The organism is Nocardia sp. NPDC049190, assembly GCF_040648115.1.
In the GTDB taxonomy this organism is placed as follows: Bacteria; Actinomycetota; Actinomycetes; order Mycobacteriales; family Mycobacteriaceae; genus Nocardia.
The window spans coordinates 1-25,640 of sequence record NZ_JBEZDE010000012.1 but is presented as its reverse complement, the minus strand read 5'-3'; the positions used below and the strand labels follow the sequence as shown (position 1 = coordinate 25,640).

The window sequence follows — 25,640 nt, the reverse complement described above, 5'->3', positions numbered from 1 at the left end:
CCCGGCCCCGCCCCCCCCCCCGCGGCCCGGCCCCCGGCGCCGAGCACGAGCACCGGGATCCCCAGCTTCTCCGGCATCGGCGGCGCGGTCGACACCGGCCAAGCCGTACACGCCATCAGCGCGATTGCCGCCGACTTGCCGAAGACGGGATACTTGCCCGCCCAGGTTCCCGCGAGCTCGGTGGCTTTCGTGGGAGTCGGTGGCAGTTGGGTGTCGCTGCAGCGGTTGACGAACTGGCCATCGCCCGCGGTGGCGGCGGACTCGCGCAAGATCAGGTTGCTCAGCGCGCCGCGATCGCCGCGCCCCGCCGCGGCGAGCGCGTCGGAGAGTTCGCCGGTCCGGTTGGCTTGGTCGGCGCGCGGGCTGCCCAGAAAGCCCGACAACGCGGTGCGCAGCGCGTTTGCCGAGATATCGCCGAGCTTGCCGGATCCAGCCTTGTTCACCAGGTCGGTGACCGCTGTGCGCGGATCAGAGCCCAGTGAGCAGCCGATGCCGACACAACGCTGGGCGAACGCGGTCAGCGCTGCCTCCGCGCCCTGCACGGCTTGTTCGGCACGGGTGATGGCGTCCGTGCCGACCGGCTCGGGAGAGTCGAGCGCCAGCCGCGCGACATGGTCGCCGTATCTGCGGGCATAACTGAGCGCGACCTTCGCCCCGTTTCCCGTGCCGAGCAGCGTGATGTGATCAACCTGCCACTGCCTGCGCAGTTGCTCGATGTCGTCGGCGGCGTGCGGTACGTCGAAGGTGTTCTCGTAGGGCTGCAAGAAGTCGCGGCAGGCGATGGTGCCATCCTGGCTGACCGTGGTCATCGCCGCGATCGGGTTGCCCGCGTCCGGACCGAACTGGGCGTTGTCGGCCAGGCCGCGACGGACCTCGGGCGGCAGGCAGTCGATCGGCTGCGAGGTTCCCATCCCGCGCCGGTCGACCGCGACGATCGGACGGGTGGCCAGAAGCCCACCGGCCGGGCCGACGGCCAGCCCCGCGAGGGTGGCGGTCGACGAGCGGTCCGAGCCGGAGGTGAGCACCAACGGCGGCACGTCGGCGGGGGTCTGTGCGAGCCGGGCCCGCATCGCGCCCGCGCGGAAATTGCCGATCACCGCTCCCGCCGCGTCGATCGGGGTCGAGTACTCGGCGCAGTCGAGCACCAGGCCCGCGGGCGCGGGACCGAGCCCGAGCAGATCCAGGGTCGGTTGGGTGCACTCGCGCCAGCTGAGATCGGTCTTGGGTAGCTCGGCGTCTACCGGCGGGGGCGGCGGTGCGGAGGTCACCGCGCCACCCGCGGCGGGCGGGCGCTGGACCGCGACTCCAGGGCGGTCCGACGGTCCCGCACCGCAACCGGCGATCATGATCGAGAGTGTCGAGGCAAGCACGGCGGCCCGAGTCCAGCGCATTGCTACAGCCTGCCAGGTTCGGGCGGTTGTTTCATCGACGGGCCCACCTGGTGAGCACCGTGCCATCGTCGCCCAGCAGCACGTGCGCGCGAGTCATTCGGGTGCGGAACTCGCGCGCGGAGAGCGAGATTCGCCGCGCCGTACCGCCGACCAGCAGCGGAGCGGTGGTCAGGCAGAGTTCGTCGATCGCGTCGGCCTCCAGCAGCTCGCCGAACAGGTGGGGGCCGCCCTCGGTGAGCACGCGCAGCAGACCACGCTCGCGCAGCGCGCGCAACAGGCCCTCGGGGGTCACTGCGGCATCGCCGGCCTCGATCACCTCGGCGCCCGCGTCGGCGAGGCGCTGCTTGCGCTCGTCAGGCGCAACGGCGGTGGTGATGATCAGCGGCGGCACCGCGGTGTCGGTGAACAGGCGGGCGCCGGGCTCGATCGCGGCGCCGGCCGTCACCACCGCGATCGGGGGCGGCGAGCCGTCGGGATGGCCGCCGATTCCCCGCTCGTGCAGCGCCCGCCGGTGTCTCGGGTCGGTGCGCGCTCCGCCGTAGTTCTCCGCGCGGACAGTGCCCGCGCCGACCAGGACGACGTCCGACAGCTCGCGCAGCAGCGCGAACACCGTCCGGTCGGCGGGGGTGCCCAGTCCTTCGCTCGAGTTTCCGCTGGTCGCTGCACCATCGATACTGGAGACGAAATTGGCGCGCACCCAAGGCTCGTCGAGTTCGGCCGGGAATGCGTACAACTGCGCGAGATCGGTCGCGCTCAGCCCTGTGAGCTGGATCGCATTGTGGCTACGCTGCATGACACCAGATCACACCACGTCTTTAGGCTTCATTCATGCAAGCACGCCTCGTCGACCGCCACCCGGAGGTTCCGGCAGATCAGCTCGTCGCCCAAATGGTGCCTCCGCCGATGTTCGACGAGGTGAGCTTCACTTCCTACATACCCGATCCGAAGGAACCGAGCCAGGCTGCTGCGGTCGCCAAGGCCGAGGCGTTCGCCGGGCAGGTCGCCACAATCCACAAGGCAGCGGGCAAGAAGAACCTGTTCGGCAAGAAGAAGCAGGTGACCGGCGCGGGTCTGTATCTCGACGGCGGTTTCGGCGTCGGCAAGACCCATCTACTCGCCTCGGTATTCCACCGCGCGCCCGCGCCGAAGTCCTTCGGCACCTTCGGCGAGTTGACCAACCTGGTCGGTGCACTGGGGTTCGGCAATGCGGTCGAACGGCTCTCGGTCAACAGCGTGCTGTGCATCGACGAGTTCGAACTGGACGATCCAGGTGACACCATGCTGGTCTCCCGACTGCTGACCGAACTGTCGGCGGCCGGGGTCTCGATCGCGGCGACCTCCAACACGCTGCCCGGGCAGCTGGGCGAAGGACGTTTCGCCGCACAGGATTTCCTGCGCGAGATCAAGAAGCTCGGCGCGATCTTCGACGCGGTGCGCGTCGACGGACCGGACTACCGCCACCGTGACCTGCCGCCGGCGCCCGAGCCGACCTCGCCGCAGGAACTCGTCGAACGCGCGGCCCGCGCAACGGGTTCCACGCTGGACGAATTCGACGCACTGCTCGCCCACCTGAGCACACTGCACCCGTCCAAGTTCGGCGCGCTGATCGCCGGGGTTTCGTCGGTGTTCGTCTCGAACGTGCATCCGGTCACCGATCAAGCCGTGGCGTTGCGCATCGTGGTGCTGGCCGACCGGCTCTACGACGCGAGCATTCCGGTCACGGTGTCGGGCGCGAAGCTCGACGAGATCTTCTCGGCGGAGATGCTGGAGGGCGGCTACCGGAAGAAGTACCTGCGCGCCATCTCGCGCCTGCTCGCACTGTCGCGGTTCGAGGTCACGGTCTAGCGGTTATCGGGTCGATCGACTCGGTATTCGATTGATTCGCCGACGGTACGAAGCCACGCGGGAGCGTTGTCGACCTGGGGCGCTCAGCCGCTGACCCGTTCGGATCGTCGAACACGGTTGGTCGCGCCAGTCGTGGCGGTGCGGACACGTGGCCGTATTCGTTCGGTGCACCCGCCTCAGAAGACCAATCGCATCACGTAGTCGTGGTGTAGCTGCGTGCCGATGGTGAACGTCCTGGTGCCGACGGTGGTGAAGCCGTATTTGGCGTAGAAGCGCTGGGCGCGGGCGTTCTCCTGGTTGATACCCAGCCACACCCCGGGATGCCGGTCCGCCCGCGCCCGGTCCAGCGCGGCCCGTATGCGCGCGCTCGACACCCCGGTGCCGTGGTGACCAGGCAGGACGTACATCTTGCTGATCTCTACTCCCGTATGCAGGTCGACCGCGTCGGCCACCGCCGGATCGGCGGAAGCCCCGGCGACCAGCATCGCGTAGCCGACGATGTCGTCGCTCGCGATGGCCTCGAGCACGATCCGTGCCGGATCGCTCAGATACTCGCCGAAGCGTTCGCCCGACAGCGCTTCAGCGATGAAGATCTCGATGTCGTCGGGCGACGAACCTGGCGGGCACCCGAGTGGAAAGTTGCGGCCGCAACATCACTGAGGGCCTCCGCGTCCCATAGACCTGCTCGGTCGACGGTGACGGGGATGTTGCTCATTCGTCCATAAAAACACACTCTTCTGTGCGATAACGCGTAAGTCACGGTGGCTTCGCTGCTCGATGCCTGCTCTCGGAGGTCGAATCCACCGCCGGGTTTCGACACGCCGGACCATGTTCTGCCCGGAAACCGATTGCCAAGATCGAGGCGTCGGAAGTTCTGTACAGCGACGTCGCCCCGCACGACGCAGCCCGGCTCGGCTGGATTCCACCACGGTCGATCCAATGCATTGCCTATCGCCGGCACTGACCACGGCCGTGTCGACCGACGAACCTCCGGCCGTCAGTACGCCGTAATCGACCCGAAGGAACTCGTCATGGCAACCGCTGTAGGCATTGATCTGGGCACAACGAATTCCGTCATCGCCAGCTGGCAGGGTGGTGAGCCCGTGGTGATCCCGAACGCCGAGGGCGCGCGGACGACACCCTCCGTGGTCGCCTTCACCGAAGGCGGTGAGCGACTGGTCGGCCAGCTCGCGCGACGGCAGGCGATCCTGAACCCGAAAGGCACCATCTACTCCGCGAAGCGATTCATCGGCCGCCACTTCGATGAGATCTCCCAGGAAGCCAAAGCGGTCAGCTTCGATGTCGTCGAAGGCGAGGGCGGCGCCGCCCGGTTCGAGATCCGCGGCAAGCAGTATGCGCCCGAGGAGATCAGCGCGCTGGTGCTGCGCAAGCTGGTCGACGACGCGAGCAAGTTTCTCGGGGAGCGCGTCAAGGAAGCAGTCATCACCGTGCCCGCCTACTTCAACGACGCCCAGCGCAATGCCACCAAGGACGCGGGCCGCATCGCCGGGCTGGATGTACTACGGATCATCAACGAACCGACCGCGGCCGCGCTGGCCTACGGTTTGGAGAAACAGACCCACGAGACGGTATTGGTCTTCGACCTCGGCGGCGGCACGTTCGATGTCAGCCTGCTCGATGTCGGCGACGGAGTGGTGGAGGTACGCGCCACCGCGGGGGACTCCCATCTCGGGGGTGACGACTTCGACCGACGGCTCGTCGATTACCTCGCCGACGAATTCCAGCGCGACCAGCACATCGATCTGCGCGCTGATCCGCAAGCGCTGCAGCGCCTGTTCGAGGCGGCCGAGAAGGCCAAGGTCGAGCTGTCGTCGGTAACTCAGACACAGGTGAATCTGCCCTTCGTCACCGCGGACTCGAACGGTCCCAAGCACTTGACCACAACGATCATGCGGTCGAAGTTCGATGATCTGACCGCCGATCTGGTGCAGCGCTGCCTCGGTCCGGTCGAGCAGGCGATGAGCGACGCCAAGGTGACCGCCGACGATATCGACGAGGTGATCCTGGTCGGTGGTTCGACCCGCATTCCGGCGGTGCAGGCGTTGGTGCGCAGGCTGACCGGCGGCAAGGAGCCGAACATGAGCGTCAACCCCGACGAGGTCGTCGCGCTCGGTGCGGCAGTCCAGGCGGGTGTGCTCAAGGGCGAGGTCTCCGATGTCCTGCTGCTCGACGTGACGCCGCTGTCGCTCGGCGTGGAGACCCAAGGTGGGGTGATGACGAAGATCATCGAACGCAACACCACCATCCCGGCACGGCGTACCGAAGTGTTTTCCACCGCCGAGGACAACCAGCCCGCCGTGGATATCGTCGTGCTGCAGGGTGAGCGGGAGCGGGCCGTGGACAACCGCGCCCTCGGCCGGTTCCGGTTGGAGGACATCCGGCCCGCGCCGCGCGGCCAAGCGCAGGTCGAGGTCACTTTCGACATCGACGCCAACGGCATCCTCGACGTCACCGCCCGCGATCAGGACACCAGCCGCGAACAGAGCATCACCATCAGCGAGCAGGGCAACCTGGACAAGGCCGAAGTGGACCGCATGCTTGCCGAGGCCGAGCGCAACCGCCGCGAGGACGAGCAACTGCGCAAAGCGGTGGACGCCCGCAACGAGCTGGACTCGGTGGCCTACCAGGTGGAGCGACGCCTGGCCGACCTCGGCGACAGCGCCGCGGCGCATGATCGTGCCCGCGCCGAGATGCTCGTCGCCGATGCCAGACAGGCGGTCAAGGAGGAAGCTCCGACCGAACGGGTGCAGTCGCTCGCCGCCGAACTGCAGCAACTGCTGTACGGGCTGGCGGCCGCCCCGTCGGCGGGTAGCGGCTCCGCCACACCGCCGCCGTCGTCGGACGACGACGTCATCGACGCCGAGTTCGATCGGAGCTGAGCCGATGGACAGCTCCACGGAACGGTCGACCGCCGACACCGACAGCGCGGCCACAGACCAGGAGCAGCCACCTCCCGACGAAGCCGATCCCGAGCGCGCGCGACTCGAAGAACGCTGGCGCAGAGCGGCCGCGGACCTCGACAACCTGCGCAAGCGATATGCCCGCGACCTCGATCGGGAACGACTGGCCGAGCGCGCAAAAGTAGCGACCGCCTGGCTGCCGGTGCTGGACAACCTGGATCTGGCGCTCGCGCACGCGGGCACCGACCCGGAGTCCATCGTCCAAGGCGTGCAGGCGATCCGGGACCAGGCGGTACACCTGCTCGAACAGTTGGGCTACCCGCGCTACGACGAGACCGATGTGCCGTTCGCCCCCACCTTGCATGAGGTGGTCGGTGTCGTGGATACGCCCGATTTCCCGCCGGGGATGGTCGTCGAGGTGGTTCGGCCCGGCTATGGCGGAAACGGACACCAACTACGGCCGGCCGGCGTCGTCGTCAGCAAGCGCGAGGAGTGACAGTCGATGGCGCGCGACTTCTACGAAGTATTGGGAGTGCCGAGGGACGCCGACAAGGACCAGATCCAGCAGGCTTATCGTAAGCTGGCTCGCCGCTACCACCCGGACGTGAATTCCGATCCCGCCGCGGCGGATCGATTCAAGGAGATCGGTGCGGCGTATCAGGTTCTGTCCGACCCCGGCACACGTCGCCGCTACGACCGGTTCGGCCCGGACTTCCGGCAGATCCCGGAGGACTACGACGAGCGGGTCGGCGCCGCGACGGGCGAAGGTTTCCGCCGAGGTCGTGGCGGCACCCGGTTCGACCAGGGCTTCGGCGCCGGCGGCGCGGTGGACTTCGAGGACTTGTTCGGTGGAATGTTCGGCGGTCGTGGCGGATTCGGTTCGATTCCCGGCGCCGACCAGGAGGCCGAACTCGAACTGACCCTCGAGGAGGCTTACCGCGGCGGCAAGCGCACTCTTCGACTGGACGGACGCAGTTACACCGTGGATATCCCAGCCGGAGTGCTGGACGGGAAGCGGATTCGGCTGGCGGGCCAAGGCGGTCGCGGCAGCGGTGACGCGCCCGCCGGGGATCTGTATCTGGTCGTCCGGATCACACCGCATTCCAGATTCCGGTTGCGCGGCCGCGACATCTACGTCGATCTGCCGGTATCCCCGTGGGAGGCGGAACTCGGCGCCACCGTAGCCGTCCCGACTTTGAACGGGGAGGCGAAGGTCAAGGTCGCCGCGGGTTCGTCGACCGGACGGAAGTTGCGGCTGCGCGGCGAGGGCATGCCCAACCCGCGCGGCGTCGACGGCGACCTGTACGCCGAGATCAAAGTGATGGTGCCGCCGCATCCGACCGAGCGGGAACGAAAGCTGTTCGAGCAGTTGGCCGCCGAATCCGACTTCGACCCGAGGAGAGCGCAGTGAGCACCTCCACGCCAGTCACCCGGTACCTGTTGGTTCGCCCGCCCCGGTTGCGATTGGAGACGCTGGCCCAGCGATCCGGGCTGCATCCCGACATGGTGCGCAGGCTGGTCGCGCTCGGCTTGCTCGACGGCGTTCGAGAGGGCGGCGAACTGCGGTTCGAATCGTCCGCCATCGCCGTCGTCGGGCGAATCCAGCGGCTGCGCACCGGTCTCGGCTTGAACTACTCGGCGATCGGGTTGGTGCTCGATCTGCTGGACCGAATCGAGAAACTCGAAGCTGATCCGCGCCGAAGGAGGACCTCCGCATGGATACCGCAAGCCTGACCGAAAAATCTCGGGAAGCGTTGCATGACGCACAAAACGCCGCAACCCGGCTGGGACACGCAGAGGCCGATGGCGAACATCTCCTGCTCGCCTTGCTCGAGCAGGAACAGGGGCTGGTGCCCAGGCTGCTCGAGCAGGCGGGCGCGGACGCCGACGCCGTGCGCTCCGACCTCGAGCGGGAGTTGGCGCGTCGGCCCAAGGTCAGCGGCCCCGGAGCGACCCCCGGGCAGGTGATGATCACCCGCAGGCTGGCCGTGCTGCTCGACGCCGCCGAGCGAGAGGCGAAGCGGCTCAAGGATTCTTATGTCTCGGTGGAACATCTGGTGATGGCGCTCGCCGAGGAGGGTACGGCCACTGCGTCCGGGCGTGTCCTGGCGACCAACGGCATCACCAGGGATTCGTTTCTCACCGCTCTCACAAAGGTGCGTGGCAATCAACGCGTCACCTCGGCCACCCCGGAGGGTTCCTACGAGGCGTTGGTGAAATATGGCCGCGACCTCGTCGCTGAAGCGCGAGCGGGTGAACTGGACCCCGTGATCGGTCGCGACGCGGAGATCCGCCGGGTGACCCAGATCTTGAGCCGCAAGACGAAGAACAATCCGGTGCTGATCGGTGACCCCGGTGTCGGCAAGACCGCCATCGTGGAGGGGCTGGCCCAGCGCATCGTCCGCGGCGATGTGCCAGAGGGTCTGCGGGACAAGACGATTTTCTCGCTCGACATGGGCTCGCTGGTGGCGGGCGCCAAGTACCGGGGCGAGTTCGAGGAGCGGTTGCAGGCCGTACTGTCGGAGGTGAAGGCCGCCGAGGGCGGCATCCTGTTGTTCATCGACGAACTGCACACTGTCGTCGGCGCCGGTTCGGTCGGTGGCGACGGCTCGCTGGACGCGGGCAACATGCTCAAGCCGATGCTCGCCCGGGGCGAGCTGCACATGATCGGCGCCACCACCCTCGACGAATACCGCAAGCACATCGAATCCGACGCGGCGCTGGAGCGTCGCTTCCAGACCGTGCTGGTGGACGAACCCACCGTCGAGGACACGATCTCCATTCTGCGTGGTCTGCGCGAACGCCTCGAGGTGTTCCACGGTGTGAAGATCAATGACGGCGCGCTGGTGGCCGCCGCGACGCTCTCACATCGCTACATCACCGACCGCTTCCTGCCGGACAAGGCGATCGACCTGGTCGACGAGGCATGCGCCCGGTTACGCACCGAAATCGACTCGATGCCCGCCGAACTCGACGAACTCACCAGGAAGGTGACCAGGCTCGAGATCGAGGATGCGGCGCTGTCGAAGGAAACCGACACGGCGAGCAGATCCCGGCTCGAGGAACTGCGCAAGGAACTGGCCGACCTACGCGCGGCGGCGGATGCTCGCCGCGCACAGTGGGACGCCGAACGGCAAGCGATTCGCCGTGTCCAGGAACTGCGCGGGCGCCTCGAACAACTCCGCCACGAGGCCGAAGAGGCCGAGCGCGCCTACGACCTCAACCGTGCCGCCGAACTGCGCTACGGCGAGATCACCAAACTGGAGCGCACTCTCGCGGCCGGAGAGGAACAACTGGTCGCCAAGCAGGGCAAACAACCATTGTTGCGGGAAGTGGTCACCGAGGACGAGATCGCCCAGATCGTGGCTGCATGGACCGGCATCCCGGTGGCCCGCTTGCAGGAGGGCGAACGGGAGAAGTTGCTGATGCTCGACGAGATCCTGCACGAGCGGGTGGTCGGCCAGGACGAGGCGGTGCAGCTGGTCGCCGATGCGGTGATCCGGGCGCGCTCCGGGATCCGTGATCCACGCCGGCCGATCGGTTCGTTCATTTTTCTGGGGCCCACCGGCGTCGGCAAGACCGAGCTGGCGAAGACGTTGGCGGCCGCGCTGTTCGACAGCGAGGACAACATGGTGCGTCTGGACATGAGCGAATATCAGGAACGACACACCGTCAGCAGACTGATCGGCGCCCCGCCCGGCTACGTCGGCTACGACGAAGGCGGGCAACTCACCGAAGCTGTGCGCCGCAAGCCGTATTCGGTGGTGCTGTTGGACGAGATCGAGAAGGCGCACGCGGATGTCTTCAACACCCTGCTGCAGGTGCTCGACGACGGCCGGATCACCGATGCACAGGGCAGGCAGGTGGATTTCCGCAACACGGTGATCATCATGACCTCCAACATCGGCTCGCAGTATCTGCTCGATGGCGTCACCGGTCACGGCGAGATCAAGCCCGATGCCCGCGAACTGGTGCTCGCCGACCTGCGCGCGCACTTCCGCCCCGAGTTCCTCAACCGGGTCGACGACATCGTGCTGTTCACTCCGCTGACATTGACCCAGTTGGAGCAGATCGTCGATCTGCAGCTGGCGCACTTGCGAGACAGGTTGGCGCAGCGGCAGATCTGCCTGGATGTCACGCCGGAGGCACGAAGGCTCATGGCGCAGCACGGTTTCGACCCGGTCTACGGTGCCCGACCGCTGCGCCGCTACATCGCCCATGAGGTGGAGACCAAGATCGGACGGGCGATGCTGCGCGGCGACATCGACCAAGGCGGCACCGTCACCGTCACCGTGGCGGGTGGCGACCTGGCGGTCGCTTACCGCCAGCAGGTGTACGCGGCGTGAGAAGTTCGGCATGACGATGGAACCGACGACAATCAAGTGTCCGCACTGCGGCAAGACCAACCGGGTGCCCGCGGTGGCTGGCGGGACGCCGAGCTGCGGCCACTGTCACCGGCCGCTGCCCTGGATCGTCTCGGCCCGCGACGACGATTTCGCGGCGGTCGCCGAGCAGGCCTCGGTGCCGGTGCTCGTCGATCTGTGGGCCAGTTGGTGCGGGCCGTGTGCCATGGTCAGCCCGGCGCTCGAGCAACTCACCGCCGAGCGGGCGGGCCGACTGAAGCTGGTCAAGGTCGATGTGGACGTCGCGCCCCGCACGGCGGAGCGATTCGCCGTCGGCGCGGTGCCCACTCTGCTCGTACTGAATCACGGAGACGGGCTCGCCAGGCACGCGGGCGCCTTGCCGGTGCCCGAACTGCGGCGATGGCTGGACGGCGCACTCGCGGTGGGCACAGACAACGAGGCGGCGCGATGACCTCCGTACACACAGATCCGCACGTGGCCGCCATCCGGTCGGTGCAACCACGCACGGAGAAGGGATGCGAGGAGTGTCTCCGGGCCGGCACACCGTGGGTCCACCTGCGACTGTGTTTGACCTGTGGGCACGTCGGCTGCTGCGACTCCTCCCCGATGCGGCACGCGCGGGCGCACGCGGGCGTCGCGGGTCACCCCATCGTGCAGTCGATGCAGCCCGGCGAAAATTGGCGCTGGTGCTATGTCCACCAGAACTTCGTTTGAGTCCACCAGAACTTCGTTTGAGTCCACCAGAACTTCGTTTGAGCCCACCAGAACTTCGTTCGAGTCCACCAAGAACTTTGTTCGAACACCACGCAGAGCGCCGGACGAGCGCAGCGACCGTAGGCCCGTGGAAGACATGGTCGCACGCGACACGCTGATCGGTGTACCGTCGAAAGTTGCGCCCGCAGCAGTGCGTCGACACAGGGGACCACCGGTGATCGAGCAGGTCAGAGGCTTGCGGCAGCGAGATGATCGGCTAGGTATTCGCTAACGGGCGCCGAATATCGCGGTCCTCGCCCTCGGCGCGTGACCGCCTCCCCCACGGACCAGAGCCCATGAGCCAGCACCTGGTGAGTTCAGACGTCGCAGATACGGCGACGCCCGTGCCATCATCGGCGGTACCCGCCCTGGGCGCCATGTCGGTTCTTCTCTCCGCCGAGCACGCGGAGTCGGACATTCTGCAGATCGCCGCCGAGGCGATGGCAACTGTCGGACGCTGCCACCTGCTGGCCGGTTATCGGGTGGTCGATGGCGACTACCTGCCCTACCCGCAGTCGCGGGCTCCCGCGCCCGATCTCGACGCGCAACTGCGGGCACAGCACGGCGAAGGCCGCCTGCGGTTGTCCGATCGGCGGTGGGGCTGGGCGTTCCCCCTGGACAGTCGGTCGGGAAGAATCGGCGCGCTGGTCGTCGACGCCGACCACGCACCGACCCGGGACGAGACATTCCTGCTGGCCGTGCTGGCCCAGCTGGCGGCCGCGGCGCTGGCTAACGCCGCACGGCGGGAACAGACCTGCGCCGACTCCATCGACCTCACCACCATCAACCAGCATCTGTCGGCCACCGTGCTGCGTCTGGAACATCGGACCCACGTGCACGAAGTACTGTCCGGTGCGGCCGCCTACGGAGCCGGTGAACAAGGGATCGCCGACGCCCTCGCCCAACTGACCGCGCTCCCCGTAGCCATCGAAGACCCGTTCGGCAATCCGCGGGCCTGGTCGGGACCAGGACGACCGGACCCCTACCCGAAGGCGCCGCCTCAGCAGCGCGAACAACTGCTGCACCGCCTCGCGACCCACAACGCACCGTTGCGCGTCCGGGATCGCGTGATCGTGCTGGTGAAACCGCGCACCGAGATCCTGGGCACGCTGGCGCTGATCGACCCGGACCGCCGGATCACCGATGATCAGATCTTCGCCCTCACTTACGGCAGCACGATGCTCGCGCTGGAGTTGGCACACCAGCGTCACGTCGCCGAGATCGAGTTGCGGTTGCGCCGGGAGCTGGTCGACGACCTGCTGTCGGGTACGGACAACGACAGCGCATTCGCCCGCGCCGAGGCATTGGGCTACGACCTCCGGGGCGAACACTACGTAGTGCTCGTACACAACAGCAGCGACGGTGCTCTTGCCGACGCGGTCGGCCGCGCCGCGGCCGCGCTCGATGCGCACTTCATCCAAGGTCGTCACGCCGGCATGGTCGTGCTGATCACCGATCGCCGCCCCGACCCGGCCGCCCTGCACAGCGCCATCCGCGAGCATCTCGACGCGACCCCCGTCACCCTCGGCATCAGCGGCCGCTGCACGCAGCCGAGCGATTTCGTCGGATCGTTCGACGACGCCCGCCGCGCCATCAACATCCGGCTGCGGTCACAGGAACCGGATGGTGCGACCGCGTTCGACGAATTGGGCTTCTACTGTCTGGTCGACGCCGCCCGAGTAGACGGCCGGGTCGACCAATTCATGCGCGAGTGGCTCGGCGTCCTGCTCGACTACGACCAGGCCCGACACGCCGACCTGGTGTACACGTTGAGCCAATATCTCGAATGCGGCGGCAATTACGACGATTCGGCCGCCGCCCTGCACATTCACCGCAGCACGTTGCGCTACCGCCTCGGGCGCATCCGCGAGCTCACCGGGTTCGACCTACGGGACGTCAACACTCGGTTCAACTTGCAAGCCGCGACCCGCGCATGGCGCTTTCTGTCGCCGGTGGCGCTGCCCAACGGATCCACCCCGAACAGCTGACCGGCTCGCCCGCGGCGAGCGCTGAACTCGACCGCATCCGGTCGTAGCGGCCGCAGTGCCTTCGACGGCACTACTGCCGATGTCCGCCGTGTCGGAGTGCTCGGAGCGCATGGTGGGAATCCCGACCCGCATCGCCGAGACCGTCGAGAAGGCCGGAATGACGTGGACGCGGGCGGGTAGTTCGGTCGGCCGTCGGTCACGGCCGCGCGGAGGGGGACGTGTTCAGGTGCGAGACGTCTGTCCCCGCGCCGTGCGGACCGAACCTGCCGGCGAGCACGATCAAGAAGGCGGCGAAGGACAACGGGATCACGAACCCCACGCGGTGACCGAAGGCCGCCGCAACGGCGCCGACCACGCCACCACCGACCAGCGTGCCCAGGTAGTTGAACAGGTTGAGGCGCGCGATCAGCGCGTCGAGGTCGCTGCCGCCGGCGAGCTGACCCGCGGCGCTGAAGCACAGTGGCGCGATCACGGGCAAGCCGATACCCGCGGCGAGGAATCCGCCGATCGCAACCACCGGTTCCTGCGCGGCCACCACGATCGCCAATCCCAGCACGCCGACGCTCGCGGCGCCACGCACCACTCGTTGCGGGCCGAAGCGTCGCACCATCAGGTCGCCGCCCATCCGCGCGGCCAATGACGTGCCCTGGTAGGCGGCCAGTGCCAGTGCGGCGGTCGCGGAATCGGCGAGCAGGTCGTCGGTGAGGTACAGCGCCGACCAGTTGCCCACGGCCAAGTCGACAGCGAAGACCAGCGCCATCGCGATGCCGAACACCAGATAGGCGCGCACCGAGACCGGGTTGTCGTCCGCCGCGACCGTCGCGGCGGGACTGCTCTCCGCGTCCTGCGCGCCCAACAGGCACGGTCCCAGCAGCAGCCCGGCTACCAGCACAATCCCGGCCGCACCGAGCAGAGTCGCGCGCAGCGGCGCCTGCAGCGCCGCAGCGGTGGACACGAACAGCGCTCCGCTGATCGCCCCCGCGCTCCACGCCGCGTAGAACGAGGACAGAATGAATGTCCCGTACCCGCGCTGGACGAACACGGCCTGCATGTTCGTGCTCGCGTCGACGACGCCGACGGCGAGGCCATAGCCGCCGAGCGCGATCAACAACCCCTCGGTATTCGGCGCGAACGCCACCGCGGCGCCGGAGATCGCGACGAGCAGCAGGCCGATCCGCACGGTGTCGCGGCTGGACCACCGCAGTGCCAATCGCTCTGCCGCCACGCTGCCGCCACCCGCCAGCAGCGAGACCAGTACCACCGAGGCGACAATCAGCCCGTCGGAGAGGTCGAAACGCTCCTTTTGCTGCGGCAAGGCGGTCAGCACGACGGCGAAGAAGAAGCCCTGCAGGCCGAACGCGAACGAGTTCGCGATCCGAGCGCCGCGCAGCGGGGGTGCGATCGACCTCATCCGCGCAGGGTAACGGCCGCACGGCGGCGACGCAGAGCGAATCGGGCCGAGGAGGTGGCCGCGATCGTCGCGGTATCGGCGAGCCCGCAGATCCGCGTCGCGCCGACTCGGGGCGCGGTGCTGCCCGTGGCTGCCTCCGGTCGTGGACACTTCGATGCGAGCGCATCCTGACCCGTGGTCTGCGATCTACCGGCGGCCCGCGAGTGCGCGGACAGTATGCTGAACCGCGGTTTCGGCCCACCGACTTTGCTGCGCGGCGCTGGCGACGTAGTCTCCTGCGCATGACAAGCGGAAACCGCGTCGGGATCGTCGGTGCGGGTATCGCAGGTCTTGCCTGCGCGAAAGTGCTGAAACAGGCGGGTTTTCCGGTCGAGATCTTCGACCGCGCACCCGATGTCGGTGGCGTGTGGAGTGTGACCCGGCGATACCCGGGCCTGCGGACGCAGAACTCCAAGGACACGTATCACTTCTCCGACTTCCCGATGCCCGCGGACTATCCGCGGGTCCTCGACGGACACCAGATGCAGGCGTATCTGGCCGCCTACGCCGAACGCTTCGGGCTGATCGAGCATCTGCGGCTGGAGACCGAGGTGGTCGCCGCGGACCCGGTGGACAGCGGATGGTTGCTGGAAATTCGCGACAAGAGTGGAATTCATCGAACCTCGTGCGATCACCTGGTGATCGCCAACGGCGTGTTCAGCGATCCGGCGATGCCGGACTACCACGGTGCCGACATGTTCTCCGCCGCGGGCGGACGACTGTGCCACGCGTCGGAATTCCACGATCTGGAAGCAGTGCGAGGCAAGTCGGTCGTCGTAGTCGGCTACGGCAAGTCCGCCTGCGACATCGCCACCGCGGTGAGCGAGGTCGCAGCCTCCACGTCGGTGGTGGCCCGGCGGCTGTTCTGGAAGATGCCGCGCACGCTGGCCAAGGTGATCGACTACGAGCGGCTGATGCTGACGCGTTTCGGTGAAGCCCACTTCCACTACCTACGGCCCGGCTGGATGGACCGGTTTCTGACCGGATCCGGTGAATCGGTGCGGATCAGCAATTTCGATCTGATCCAGGAGCTGGCCACCAAGCAGATGCGGCTGCGCGAACTCGGTCTGGTGCCGAGCGGCCGTTTCGAGGAGATCGCCGAGAGCACCATCAGCCTCGCCACCGAAGGTTTCTCCGAGCAGGTCGCCAACGGACGCATCGTCGTGCACCGGGACACGACCATCGCCGAGTTGGGCGGTGGCCCCAAGGCAGCTCCTGCGGTGCGTCTGTCCACCGGAGAGGTGCTGCGAGCCGATGTCGTGATCTGCGCCACCGGCTTCCACCAGCGGGTTCCCTTCCTCACCCCGTATGTGCAGCGCAGGTTGACCGACGAGCGCGGAAACTTCCGTCTGCACCGGCAGATCCTGCCGCTGGACGTGCCGAATCTGACCTTCGCCGGCTACAACTCATCGGTGATCAGCACACTCAATGCCGAGGTCGCCGCGCATTGGACCGCCGCGCTGCTCACCGGCAGACTCGCGTTACCGCCCGCCGAGCAGCTGAATGAGCAGATCGACACCCGTCTGAGCTGGATGGAGGAACGCACGCACGGCCACCACGCTCACGGCACCGCGATCACCCCGTTCTCCATCCAGAACATCGACGAGATGCTGGCCGACTTGCAGTTCCGCCTGCCGCTCCGGACCCGGCTTGCCCAATGGTTCCGGCGGGTCAAGCCGGAGTCCTACCGCGGCCTGGCCCGATCGAAACCGGAGACGGCACCTGTTGTGCCGCATCGGGCTCCGATCGAGGCGGAACTGCTGCCGTTGGACGAGGAAAGCGACCGGGTCAGCCGATAGACGCCAGGTGTGATGGTCCACGCCTGGTGCTGGCGCGGAGGTCATGGCCACGGGCCATCGCCGCCGAGCACTGCGGGTCACCGCGCAGGATTCGGCCGCCGACCGTGCGCACGGTCGCCGGACCAGAGGTGTCGGTAACTGTCGCTGATCGGGGCGCAGTGCCGGTTTCATCGACCGGCATGCTAGAGGGAGAGGGCGGTACTGCACCTGTGCGACCGGCCGTCGCGAAACAGCGGCCGCGTGCGTGGTGTGCAGCCCATCCCGCACGATCCGCGAGGGGTCGTTTCTCGTGACTTACGCCGAGGTAGATGGACTCCACAGGGTCTCTCATGACTCGCCCTGGATTGTCACCAGAGCAATGTCCGGAAACACTCGTTGCGTTGGTGATAATCCATGGGTGGATGCGCTGGACATGAATCTGCTCGTGGCCCTCGACGCGCTGCTGGACAGCAACAGCGTCACACTGGCCGCCGAGCGCCTGCACACCTCGCCGCCCGCGATGAGCCGGACGCTGGCCCGGCTACGCCGAGTGCTCGGTGATCCGCTACTGGTGCGAGCCGGCCGCTCTCTCGTGCCGACGCCGCGCGCATTGGAACTGCGGTACGAGGTCAGCGCTCTGGTCGAACAGGGACGTACGTTGCTCGCTCCTCGCGAAACAGGCGATCTCGCATCGCTGAAGCGGACCTTTGCGGTCCAAGCGGGCGACATGGTGCTCACCGAACTCGCCGCGCCGCTATTGTCGGCGGTGCGCGCCGAGGCACCCCGCGTCGCACTGCGCTTCCTGCCCGACATCCTCGAAGGCACCGCCGCGCTGCGTGACGGACGCGTCGACCTCGAGGTCGGCGTGATCGACCACACCGATCCCGAGACCACGGTGCGCAGAGTACTCGCCGACCAGATGATCGGGGTGGCCGCCGCCGACCACCCGCTGGTCACCGATCGCGTCACGGTCGCCGCCTACGCGGCAGCGCGGCACCTGAGCATCGCGCGCAACGGTCGCGCGCACGGACCGATCGATGACCGCCTGGCCCTGCACGGCCGCACCCGGCGCGTAGTGGCTACCGTGCCGAATCTGACCAGCGCCCTGTTCGCGGTGCGTGGCACCGATCTGGTCTGTCCGGTGCCCGCCCTGTTGAGTGCCTCCGCGCTCCCCGCGCTCGGGCTGTGCACGTTCGAGATTCCGCTACCGCTGCCGGAAGTCGCGATCGGGATGGCGTGGCATCCGCGGAACACGGCCGACAACGGTCATCGCTGGCTGCGCGATCTTGTTCAGGAAACGTTGCTGCGGTCGGCCGCCGTGGTCCGGCCGCCGAAGCGGCGTCGCGGTACGACCGATCAGGACGCCGGGGGTGGGCTGGAGAGCCGGTAGCCGTTCGAGTTCGCCTCGCCGGCGGACGTTCCGAAGACATCGGTGCGCCCGAGCGGGGCTGCGGCGGTTCTTTTGAGTTCGTCGAGCATGGCCTGCAGTTTGTCGACGTGCGAGTTGTCGACCGGTGTGTGGTCTTGCTCAGTGGCGCGATGGGCGCCCGTGAGGCCGGTGGCGGTTCCGTCGGCAGCGGTCCCGTTCACGCTGTGGCCGAGATTTGCGCCGGGGCCGGAGTTTTCGGCGGACGCGAAGATGCTCTCGAACGCGGTGTTCTCCTGCGCGGGGAATGGGTGCGGCGTAACGACGGGTTCGCGCGGAGTGGTGAGCGACTCCTGGTTCCGGTTGATCTGCTCGCGGGGTGTCGTCAGGTCGGATGCGGGCTCGCGGACCATCGGCGCGGTGAAGTTCGGCGTGGGCTCGCGAGGAGCGGGTGTGGTGAAGCTCTGCCCGGAGCTGCTGCTCGGCTCCGGTGTGGTAGCGGCAGGTTCACGGGGCGGGGTGAAACCCGAGGGCGCCGCGGAGTTCAGTTCGTGTGTCGCACGAACCGTGTCCTGCCGCGACGCGCCGTTGCGGGAATCGCCCACGCTCTCGCGGGATTCGCTGTGCCCGGACGCCGGGGCCGGTGCGACGTGCCGCTCCGGCGGGCCCGCGCTGCGGCGCCCGGTGGCCGCCCGGGGCAGTCGTGCCGCCGGGCTGTCGGTCCCCTCCGTGCGCTCGCCGGTGGGCGCACGGCCGGATTCCAGGCGCTGGACCCGGGCGTCGATGCCGGAAATGTTCTGTCCGGCATGGAAAGCCCACGCCTCCAGCGCGGCCAACCGATCCTCGAACGTCGGGTCGCCCGACACCGGGCTGGCACCGTCCATTCGGGCCGCCACCACATCCAGCTTGTCGCTGACCTCTCGGAGAGTCGACGCGATACTCGACAACATCGCGCCGATCGACTCGCCGGTCCGCTGACCGTGCTCCATCCAATACCCTCTTCCCCGTATCGGCCCAGCTCGCACTCGGCCGGTCGATTCTATCCGCCCCGTGGGACATTCGCGGCTCGCGAAGAACCGGTGTGCACCGATCCGTTGACCTGATCGTTGCAGCGTAGGCGCATGGACTTCGGCCTACGCAGGCGGACGGCGCCGCGATCCCGTTTGTCCGGAACAGCGCCGTCCCGTCGACCGGTCATTGTCCTGCAGGGCCCTCCGCCCCGCGACGGGCGGGGTACATCATCGGAGGCGGAGCGGGGGCGAGGATGGCGATAACTGCCAATTCACCGATACGGCCGACGTCTGGATGCGCGGCATGGTGAAATTCCTTGTGCCGCAGCGTACGACACCGACTTCACCGATACGCCACGAGCGTGGCGCACCCGGCCACGGAGTGAACGGGGCTGGCGAGGTAAGGATGTCTGACGCACTCTTGATCTACGGCGTGGGTCGCAAGGCCTGCGGTGGTTTGTGCAGGGAGTGGTCGCATGAGAACGAAGCAGCGGGTGGACATCGCCTGCGGGCGCAGAGCGATGCTCGCCGAATTGGGCATCGGGGACGCATCGGGTCGCGCGCGTAGATCATCGGACGGCTATGGGTGTAAGTGCCCGGAATGTTCCGCCGCGCAGTGGGATACGCAGCGGCTGAAGTACTGGGTGCGCGGCAGGCTCCTGGCCTACGGCGCCGACGAGGCCGAGGTGGATCGGCGGATCGGGTCGGTGCCGGTCGATGTCTACTGGCGTACCGGCGATCGAGAGTACGCGATCGAGGTCCGCAGCGGTCCGGTGCAGCGAGTGCCGGCACAGGAGCACGCCGAGCGACTATATGCCGCCGGCTGCACCGACGTGTTGTGGCTGTGCCCGCCCGGCTATTGGGTGCCGTATCTGCACGCGCTGGGCATCGCGGACTTTGCACCCGATGCCTGCGACTACCGCGCCGCCACGGGCGTGCTGGACACCGAGCACGCGATGGCGGCGCCGCGGCGCGAGCCGTTCGAACTGCGCACCTTCATCGAGGGCTGGGTGCGTGGCGACATCGTCTGGGGATATCGGGATGAGAAGACAGGAGGCTGGGCCACCGTGACCGATTGGAAACACCACACCAGGACGCAAGCCACCGTCATCGCCCGGCAACGTCAAGAACTGGTCAATCAGCGCACCGCACTGGCGGTGACCAGGAAAACGTTGCGTGACCGGCAGAAACACGTGGTGAAGCTCGCCGGGCGGCTGGAACGCCTGGAGCAGTCCGCGCAAGAGCAGGCCGTCGCACTGGCCGCGGCCCGTCGCAAGATCGCCGACCATCATCGGGTGGACAACGCCCTGCGCAACACCATCACCAACCTCGAACAGGACATCGGCCACTGGCAGCTGGTCACCTGCTGCGCGATGCTGCTGATCGTCACCTTCCTGGCCGGTGTGATGGTGGTGCGCTGAGCCGGAAGGGCGCCCGGTCCCATCGCCAGCCGTTACGCAGGACGAGTGCGAGGAAGTCCAGCAGTTCCAGGCCGGTTTCCGCGCGCACCTCGCGCAGCGCGGACCACCGCACCGGTCCGTGCGCGAGCAGGTCGTGCAGCGTACGCTCGATCGCCGCGTCGACCGGGCCTGCGAGCAGATCGGATATGCCGATCCGGCTGCCCGTCCACACCAGCCACCCCCACCCGTTGGCGTGCGCGTATGCGCGTCCCGCGGCCGCCTTCACCCGATTGACGTGGAAGCCGACGTGGCCGAGCGGCTCGACATCGATGAGCACGATTCGACCGTCGACGAGCCGTGCGACGACGCTCGGGTATCGGAAGCGCTCCGCTCCGTCGAGGTCGTGACCGACCGCGGCGGGCTGCTCCTGAAACGTCTCGACCAGCTTGCTGGCATTGAGGATCCAGAGCAGCCCGGCCTCCAGGCCGGAGTCGAACGGCACATCGCGTCCGACCTTGTCCAGGTAGAAGCGCCCGCGTCCGTGGTCGTCGCTGTCCACCGTGCGAGCGCTGGAAGTCGGGATCGCGGCGGGAGTGCCCGCGCGGGGCCAATCGACCTGCGCCAACCAGGGATTCAGCTGACCGGTCGCGCGCGGCTCGGCGTCGTGCAACGTGGCCAGGCGTCGATTCGTCTTCTTCTGCCATGCCGCGATTCGTTGGGTGACGAATCCGGCGATCCGCTTGGCGTCCGCTGCAGCGTGCCCGGCCAGCCGCAATTTCAGGTACGACAGCTCGTGGGCGGCGAGATCGGTGTCGGTGGCGTACGTCTCCATCAACAATGCCCGCACCAACTGCCGGTCCAGCGCGTCGAGCGGATACCGCAGGCCGAGTACCGCCGGAGCTCGATGCCCGGTCACCTGCGCCATCCGGATCATCTGACCGACGGCCTTGGTGTGTAGTTGCCGGACCCGGTCGCGCGACAGGTCGTAGCGCGCGCCGATCCGCGCCAAGGTTTCGGGCTTCTCGCCGCCGATCCCGAGCCGGGAGTTCAGCAGTTCTCCGTCCTTGGCTTTGCGGTCGGCCTGCAGCGCGATCAGCTCGGACAGCACCTCGTTGACCTCTTCGAGCCCGAACGAGATGTCATTCTGCACATCGACCAGAGCGGGATCGATGTCGTCCTGCGTCTCTCCGTGCGCAACTCCCGAGCTGATCGTCACGCGAAAACCCCCTGGTTCGGCTCCGGCTGTGCGGCACAGCGTATCCCCATCCACCGACATCCGATTCTCGAAGCGCCGCGATAGCACAACGGCGGGAGGCGACCGGTCGAAATCCGTTGCACGGCAACCGGCCGCGCCGCCGACCGCGGCAGTCCATGGATGAACTGCGCATGCCATGGACATCGAACGACAAACATACTTTTATTGAGTGTGCCGTTATATGACGGTACATTAACTGGGTGAGTGAGCCTGGCGGCACAACCTCGAATTCGTGGCTGCGGCGAGTCGGCGGTGAGGTCGAGACGGTGGGCGTGGCGCCCGTGCCGGACAGTCAACGCACTGCGACCTCGGGAAAGTTGTTTGTCACCTGGGCCATGACCGCCGCCTCCGCCATGACGCCGCTGATCGGCGCGATTCTGTACCCGTACGGGCTGTGGTACACGATCGGCGCGATAGCGCTGACGTGGCTGATCTGCCTGATTCCCTGTGGTTTGTTCTCCGAGATGGGTCGTGAGCTGCCACTGACGGCGTTGGTTGTCGCCCGCCGTACCTACGGATGGGCGGCCACCTTTCTGCTGTCCGCGCTGTTCGCCTTCGTCAACATCGCCTTCTTCGGACTCAATGTCGCCGGCGGCGCGCAGATTCTCGCCGCGTTGAGCCATACCGGTGCGGCGCCGTGGTACTGGATCATCGGCGTGTCCAATATCGTGCTGGTGCTGTTCGGCTTCAAGTGGCTCGAGTACTTCTACCGATACACGGCACTGCTGTTCATCCTCTGCTACGCCGCGCTGACCGTCTACCTGGCAACGCATTTCGCACTGCACGTTCCGCCTCAGACCGTCCCGATGGAGTGGGGAACAGCGATCTCCGTGGTGGCGGGGTTCTCCATTCTGTCCTGGACGTACAAGACATCGACGGTTTCTCGCTTCTGCCTGCCTGCCGATCGAACGGTTGGACGGACCTGGTTCTTCTTGACGCCGAGTCTCGGGATCATGCTCCCGAACCTGGTCATGGGCGTCATGGGCGCCTACTCGAAGGAAGCGACCGGCGAGTGGAACATCGCCGCCGTCGGCGCGCAGATCCCCGGTTGGGGTGCGGTAGCTGCGGTGGGCGTCGCGCTTGCCATCTTGCATGTGAACGCAATGAATCTCTATCCCGCGACCGTCGATGTGCTGGTGTCTGTCAACACCGTGCGTACACCGCGCACGTGGGAGCAGCCGGTGGCCACGGTCGTTCTCGGCGTTCTCGGCGTCCTGTTCGCCCAGGCGGGCATCCTGGCGCATGCCGAGGCCTTCGTCACCGGTGCCGGCGAGTTGCTCGGCCCGTTCGCATTCGTGATGCTCGTCGACTGGCTGTGGGGGTTGGCCGACAAGCGTGACGTCGACACCTACTTCCGTCCCGCACGTGGCTTCGGCGACCGATGGCGGATACCGGCGATCACCTGCTTTCTCGCCGGTTTCATGGTGAGTTTTTGCGGAAAGGATTTCCTCCCCGCGAACTTCTCCCACACCGTGCCCCTGAGCCTGCTCGGTTCCCTCGTCGCGGGCGGCGCGTACGGCGTCGTTCTGGTTTCGCGCCGTCGCCGCTCGGGGGGTGGCGTCTCGCCCCGGATCGGTGCGGACGGCGACCCGGAAGAACGGCTGTTGGGGAAGGTCTAGACGAGGCAGGTCCGATTCGGATCCTGCGGCGGCTGAGGTTCGTGTTCGGGACGCCGTGCGGCGCGAGCATGTCGAGGTCGCTGGTAGTGAGGTCGCTGCGTGCGGTGCGCGGCAGGGAAGCGTACCGGTAGCCTTGAGACATGGACCTCGGGGAACGGCTCCGATCCCTTCGGAAGTGGTGCACGATCCGCACGGCACACGCAGCAGGCTGGGGTTCCTATTTTCAAAAGTTGTCTCGACGAATCACTTCCGAGATCGGCTCCAGGTGTATCGGCTCCTACGTCCCTTGCTTGCCCCAAGGGCTGAATGGAGCAAGATGAGACAGCCAGTCGGGTCTGTCGTCCCCTGGACCGGCTCGGCGTACACCCACCATCGACACCGGCTCATCGCCGGCGATGCCAGGATCACCGAGGTAGGCGTCGAGATCCTTGTCGCCGAGGACACCGACATGGACCTCCCGCGACGCGGCATAGACATCGCGGAGCAGCCCGACCTCATCATGAAAATAGCGTGCGAGTCCACCCGCCACAGGATCAGCCGCACATCCCCAGAGCACCATCGGACCGGACGGATTGTGGTCCAGCGCACGCCAAAAATGACGGGTTCCCATGAGGACCCGGGCGAACTCTCTGTCTTCGACATCGATGAACCGGACATCCGGCTGCCCACGGGAACCGAAGTCCACAGGTACTTCTGCTTTTCCTCTGTCGCTGTGCATATCAATATAAATCGGTTTCGATTCCCGCCCCGACCATAGAGATTTCTTCGGTTGCGCGAACGCGCCGCCCTCCTCGGGAAGTACGGTGTAGACGGTCTCATCGATCTTACGAATCGTCGCGACCGCAGCCTTCTTGGCCACAATGACATCGATCGGCCTAGCCTGGAAAGATATTCCGATCGTATTTCCGGAGTGATCCAACAATGGCCAGCTGACAACGTCATCGAGTCGGAATCGGGTATATGTTCCCGTCTTGTACTCCACTCCGGTGAATTCAGAATCACCACTCACGCCACGAAGGAAGGAGAACGGCTGTTCGATCGGCACCCTCGCCGCGAAATCAGCACGCCGATACGCCTCGGAAACCTCGGCAAGTTCACGTGCCGGACGATAGCCAATCTGTTTCGCCAATAGCGGGCAAAGGTCGTCGACCACGGCAGAACCGAGCCGTTCGGCGACCTGAGTCAAGACTCTGCTGACGTCGAAAGAAGAGGTCATCTACGTTCACCCCACTGCTCTCCGGGTAGATAGTCGCACATTCGGGCATGACGCGCGAGTCTTCGGCAACCTCGCAGCCATCGGAGGGGCGACGTTTCCTGGACCTGTGCGAATGGGCACCACGGTCAACTCCGCACCGAGGACGTATTTCCAGTCGATCGCGCGGACCGCCATCCGCGCGGCTCGGCAGTCGGTCAGGTTCTCCGTGTACTTGGAACACGCTGACCGTCGTAACATCGCAAGTGACAACCCGGGAGCGCCCCGCATCCGGAACGCCGCGGGGAACGGGCCAGCGGCGAACACCTCACCGAGGCGATCGCGCACCCGCATCGCCAGCGTCGACTTCGGACGCGACACGCTACGCGAGCGTTTGCTACTGAGCCTCCGGCAACCCCATCGGCCGCAACGACGCTGGACCCACCCCCGGCATCGAACTGCGGAAACTCAACAGTCCCAACCAATATCCACAACAGCCGCCACTCATCCAGCACATTGGGTGGGGGAGTCACCGGGACGGCTCGAGAACGACGATCTACCGGCGCCTCATCTCGGAATCGGCTCGAGCATGCCACGTGGCTGAAAGAGCGGGATCATGCGAGGGAATTAGAGACGAACCGGGTGACGGTATTCGCCGGCCCCTCGTTGAAAGAGCCTTATCGCCGGTTTCGAAAGATCGGTTGGTCACCGGCCTGTATTCGCCAACTCGGCTGCGGCTGGGGTGAAATCGCCGCGCGGCTCCAACTCCTCATCGAGATCGTGCCGCGTGACGTGAGTGCCCGCACATCCACGTCCGCCCTTCTCCGACTCCAGTGACACCGTGAAGTCCTCCGCGTCCGCCGGCGTCCACGCCCATGGGTACGAACCGGTGACTTCACGAACCACGCACCAACGTGATGCGCGGAGCGATCGTCGACTGCGACAGCATCTGCGCCCGCTGCTTCGCCCAGCCCCGCCAGCATGCCGTCGAACAGCGCCGCAGGCTCATCGAATGCCGCACACCCGCGATCAGAACCGCACTCGGTATGTACGAATTTGTTGAAGTCGAAGCTTGTCGGGCTTTCGGTGGCGCGGGGCGAGGTCTATGTCTTGTCGGGTTGTCCAGGTGGAGTCAACAGTTCCCAGTACCACCCGCGTGCCACGCACCGTGCACCGGCGCAAAGGTGAATCCCCCCTGTGAGTCCGGAGACTTTGATGTTCCCCGGGTTTTTCGGAGTCGGTTTGGTTGACTTCTTGGTCACGACACCGTCGAAGGAGACTCGTTCGTGCCAAGGCATTATCCCGAAG

The 25,640-nt window shown here is 66.8% G+C and carries 20 protein-coding genes and 1 pseudogene; 13 read left to right on the top strand and 8 right to left on the bottom strand.

What is annotated here, in order from left to right; translation table 11 throughout:
- Both AB0B25_RS13105 and AB0B25_RS13100 read right to left on the bottom strand, forming a co-directional pair.
- Positions 1 to 1,391 (bottom strand): alpha/beta hydrolase (locus AB0B25_RS13105; RefSeq protein ID WP_357177833.1); only part of this gene is annotated, 1,391 nt, incomplete at its 3' end.
- A gap of 31 nt (positions 1,392 to 1,422) precedes the next feature.
- Positions 1,423 to 2,184 (bottom strand): pyrimidine reductase family protein, encoded by a 762-nt coding sequence (locus AB0B25_RS13100; RefSeq protein WP_357177830.1) that lies wholly within the window; start codon positions 2,182 to 2,184, stop codon positions 1,423 to 1,425.
- Between the two features lie 35 nt (positions 2,185 to 2,219).
- Here AB0B25_RS13100 and zapE point away from each other — a divergent pair, with 35 nt between their 5' ends.
- Positions 2,220 to 3,236: a cell division protein ZapE gene (zapE, locus tag AB0B25_RS13095; RefSeq protein ID WP_357177828.1), complete on the top strand. Its 1,017-nt coding sequence runs from the start codon at positions 2,220 to 2,222 to the stop codon at positions 3,234 to 3,236.
- A gap of 176 nt (positions 3,237 to 3,412) precedes the next feature.
- Here zapE and AB0B25_RS13090 read toward each other — a convergent pair.
- Positions 3,413 to 3,951, bottom strand: a pseudogene (locus tag AB0B25_RS13090) (GNAT family N-acetyltransferase).
- Positions 3,952 to 4,267: 316 nt separating this feature from the next.
- On the opposite strand from AB0B25_RS13090, the gene dnaK reads away from it, so the two are divergent.
- From dnaK to AB0B25_RS13050, 8 genes are all read left to right on the top strand, one after another.
- Entirely contained in the window at positions 4,268 to 6,136 is a 1,869-nt protein-coding gene (dnaK, locus tag AB0B25_RS13085; protein ID WP_357177825.1) for a molecular chaperone DnaK, read from the top strand.
- A gap of 4 nt (positions 6,137 to 6,140) precedes the next feature.
- Entirely contained in the window at positions 6,141 to 6,653 is a 513-nt protein-coding gene (locus AB0B25_RS13080; RefSeq protein ID WP_357177822.1) for a nucleotide exchange factor GrpE, read from the top strand.
- 6 nt (positions 6,654 to 6,659) lie between these two features.
- Entirely contained in the window at positions 6,660 to 7,568 is a 909-nt protein-coding gene (locus tag AB0B25_RS13075; RefSeq protein ID WP_357177819.1) for a J domain-containing protein, read from the top strand.
- Positions 7,565 to 7,891 (top strand): chaperone modulator CbpM, encoded by a 327-nt coding sequence (locus tag AB0B25_RS13070; RefSeq protein WP_357177816.1) that lies wholly within the window; start codon positions 7,565 to 7,567, stop codon positions 7,889 to 7,891. The genes AB0B25_RS13075 and AB0B25_RS13070 overlap by 4 nt, the downstream gene beginning before the upstream one ends.
- Positions 7,873 to 10,503, top strand: a complete 2,631-nt coding sequence (clpB, locus tag AB0B25_RS13065; protein WP_357177813.1) for an ATP-dependent chaperone ClpB — start codon at positions 7,873 to 7,875, stop codon at positions 10,501 to 10,503. The genes AB0B25_RS13070 and clpB overlap by 19 nt, the downstream gene beginning before the upstream one ends.
- Before the next feature lie 16 nt (positions 10,504 to 10,519).
- Entirely contained in the window at positions 10,520 to 10,972 is a 453-nt protein-coding gene (locus tag AB0B25_RS13060) for a thioredoxin domain-containing protein (protein WP_357178162.1), read from the top strand.
- Complete coding sequence (locus AB0B25_RS13055) at positions 10,969 to 11,235, top strand: UBP-type zinc finger domain-containing protein (RefSeq protein ID WP_357177810.1); 267 nt, start codon at positions 10,969 to 10,971, stop codon at positions 11,233 to 11,235. Before AB0B25_RS13060 ends, AB0B25_RS13055 begins: the two co-directional genes overlap by 4 nt.
- 416 nt (positions 11,236 to 11,651) lie before the next feature.
- The gene (locus tag AB0B25_RS13050; RefSeq protein ID WP_357177808.1) at positions 11,652 to 13,262 is read left to right on the top strand and encodes a helix-turn-helix domain-containing protein; all 1,611 of its coding nucleotides are present in this window, start codon (positions 11,652 to 11,654) and stop codon (positions 13,260 to 13,262) included.
- Positions 13,263 to 13,458: 196 nt separating this feature from the next.
- Here AB0B25_RS13050 and AB0B25_RS13045 read toward each other — a convergent pair whose 3' ends face one another.
- On the bottom strand, positions 13,459 to 14,673 hold the full coding sequence (locus AB0B25_RS13045) for an MFS transporter (RefSeq protein WP_357177805.1): 1,215 nt from the start codon (positions 14,671 to 14,673) through the stop codon (positions 13,459 to 13,461).
- A 281-nt stretch (positions 14,674 to 14,954) separates the two neighbouring features.
- On the opposite strand from AB0B25_RS13045, the gene AB0B25_RS13040 reads away from it, so the two are divergent.
- Positions 14,955 to 16,511, top strand: coding sequence for an NAD(P)/FAD-dependent oxidoreductase (locus tag AB0B25_RS13040; RefSeq protein WP_357177803.1), 1,557 nt, complete (start codon positions 14,955 to 14,957; stop codon positions 16,509 to 16,511).
- A gap of 406 nt (positions 16,512 to 16,917) precedes the next feature.
- Entirely contained in the window at positions 16,918 to 17,880 is a 963-nt protein-coding gene (locus AB0B25_RS13035) for a LysR family transcriptional regulator (protein ID WP_357178159.1), read from the top strand.
- On the opposite strand, the gene AB0B25_RS13030 is transcribed toward AB0B25_RS13035, so the two are convergent.
- Entirely contained in the window at positions 17,847 to 18,845 is a 999-nt protein-coding gene (locus tag AB0B25_RS13030) for a hypothetical protein (protein WP_357177800.1), read from the bottom strand. The genes AB0B25_RS13035 and AB0B25_RS13030 overlap by 34 nt on opposite strands.
- Positions 18,846 to 19,342: 497 nt before the next feature.
- Between AB0B25_RS13030 and AB0B25_RS13025 the strand changes: the two genes are divergently transcribed.
- The gene (locus tag AB0B25_RS13025) at positions 19,343 to 20,287 is read left to right on the top strand and encodes a hypothetical protein (protein ID WP_357177797.1); all 945 of its coding nucleotides are present in this window, start codon (positions 19,343 to 19,345) and stop codon (positions 20,285 to 20,287) included.
- Here the strand turns inward: AB0B25_RS13025 and AB0B25_RS13020 are convergent.
- Entirely contained in the window at positions 20,253 to 21,482 is a 1,230-nt protein-coding gene (locus AB0B25_RS13020) for a sigma factor-like helix-turn-helix DNA-binding protein (protein WP_357177795.1), read from the bottom strand. The two genes, AB0B25_RS13025 and AB0B25_RS13020, sit on opposite strands and share 35 nt — an antisense overlap.
- A gap of 239 nt (positions 21,483 to 21,721) precedes the next feature.
- Here AB0B25_RS13020 and AB0B25_RS13015 point away from each other — a divergent pair, with 239 nt between their 5' ends.
- On the top strand, positions 21,722 to 23,140 hold the full coding sequence (locus AB0B25_RS13015) for a cytosine permease (protein ID WP_357177792.1): 1,419 nt from the start codon (positions 21,722 to 21,724) through the stop codon (positions 23,138 to 23,140).
- 277 nt (positions 23,141 to 23,417) lie between these two features.
- Here the strand turns inward: AB0B25_RS13015 and AB0B25_RS13010 are convergent, their stop codons facing one another.
- Complete coding sequence (locus AB0B25_RS13010) at positions 23,418 to 24,356, bottom strand: hypothetical protein (protein WP_357177788.1); 939 nt, start codon at positions 24,354 to 24,356, stop codon at positions 23,418 to 23,420.
- 681 nt (positions 24,357 to 25,037) lie between these two features.
- The gene (locus AB0B25_RS13005; protein ID WP_357177785.1) at positions 25,038 to 25,238 is read right to left on the bottom strand and encodes a hypothetical protein; all 201 of its coding nucleotides are present in this window, start codon (positions 25,236 to 25,238) and stop codon (positions 25,038 to 25,040) included.
- Positions 25,239 to 25,640 lie beyond the last annotated feature (402 nt).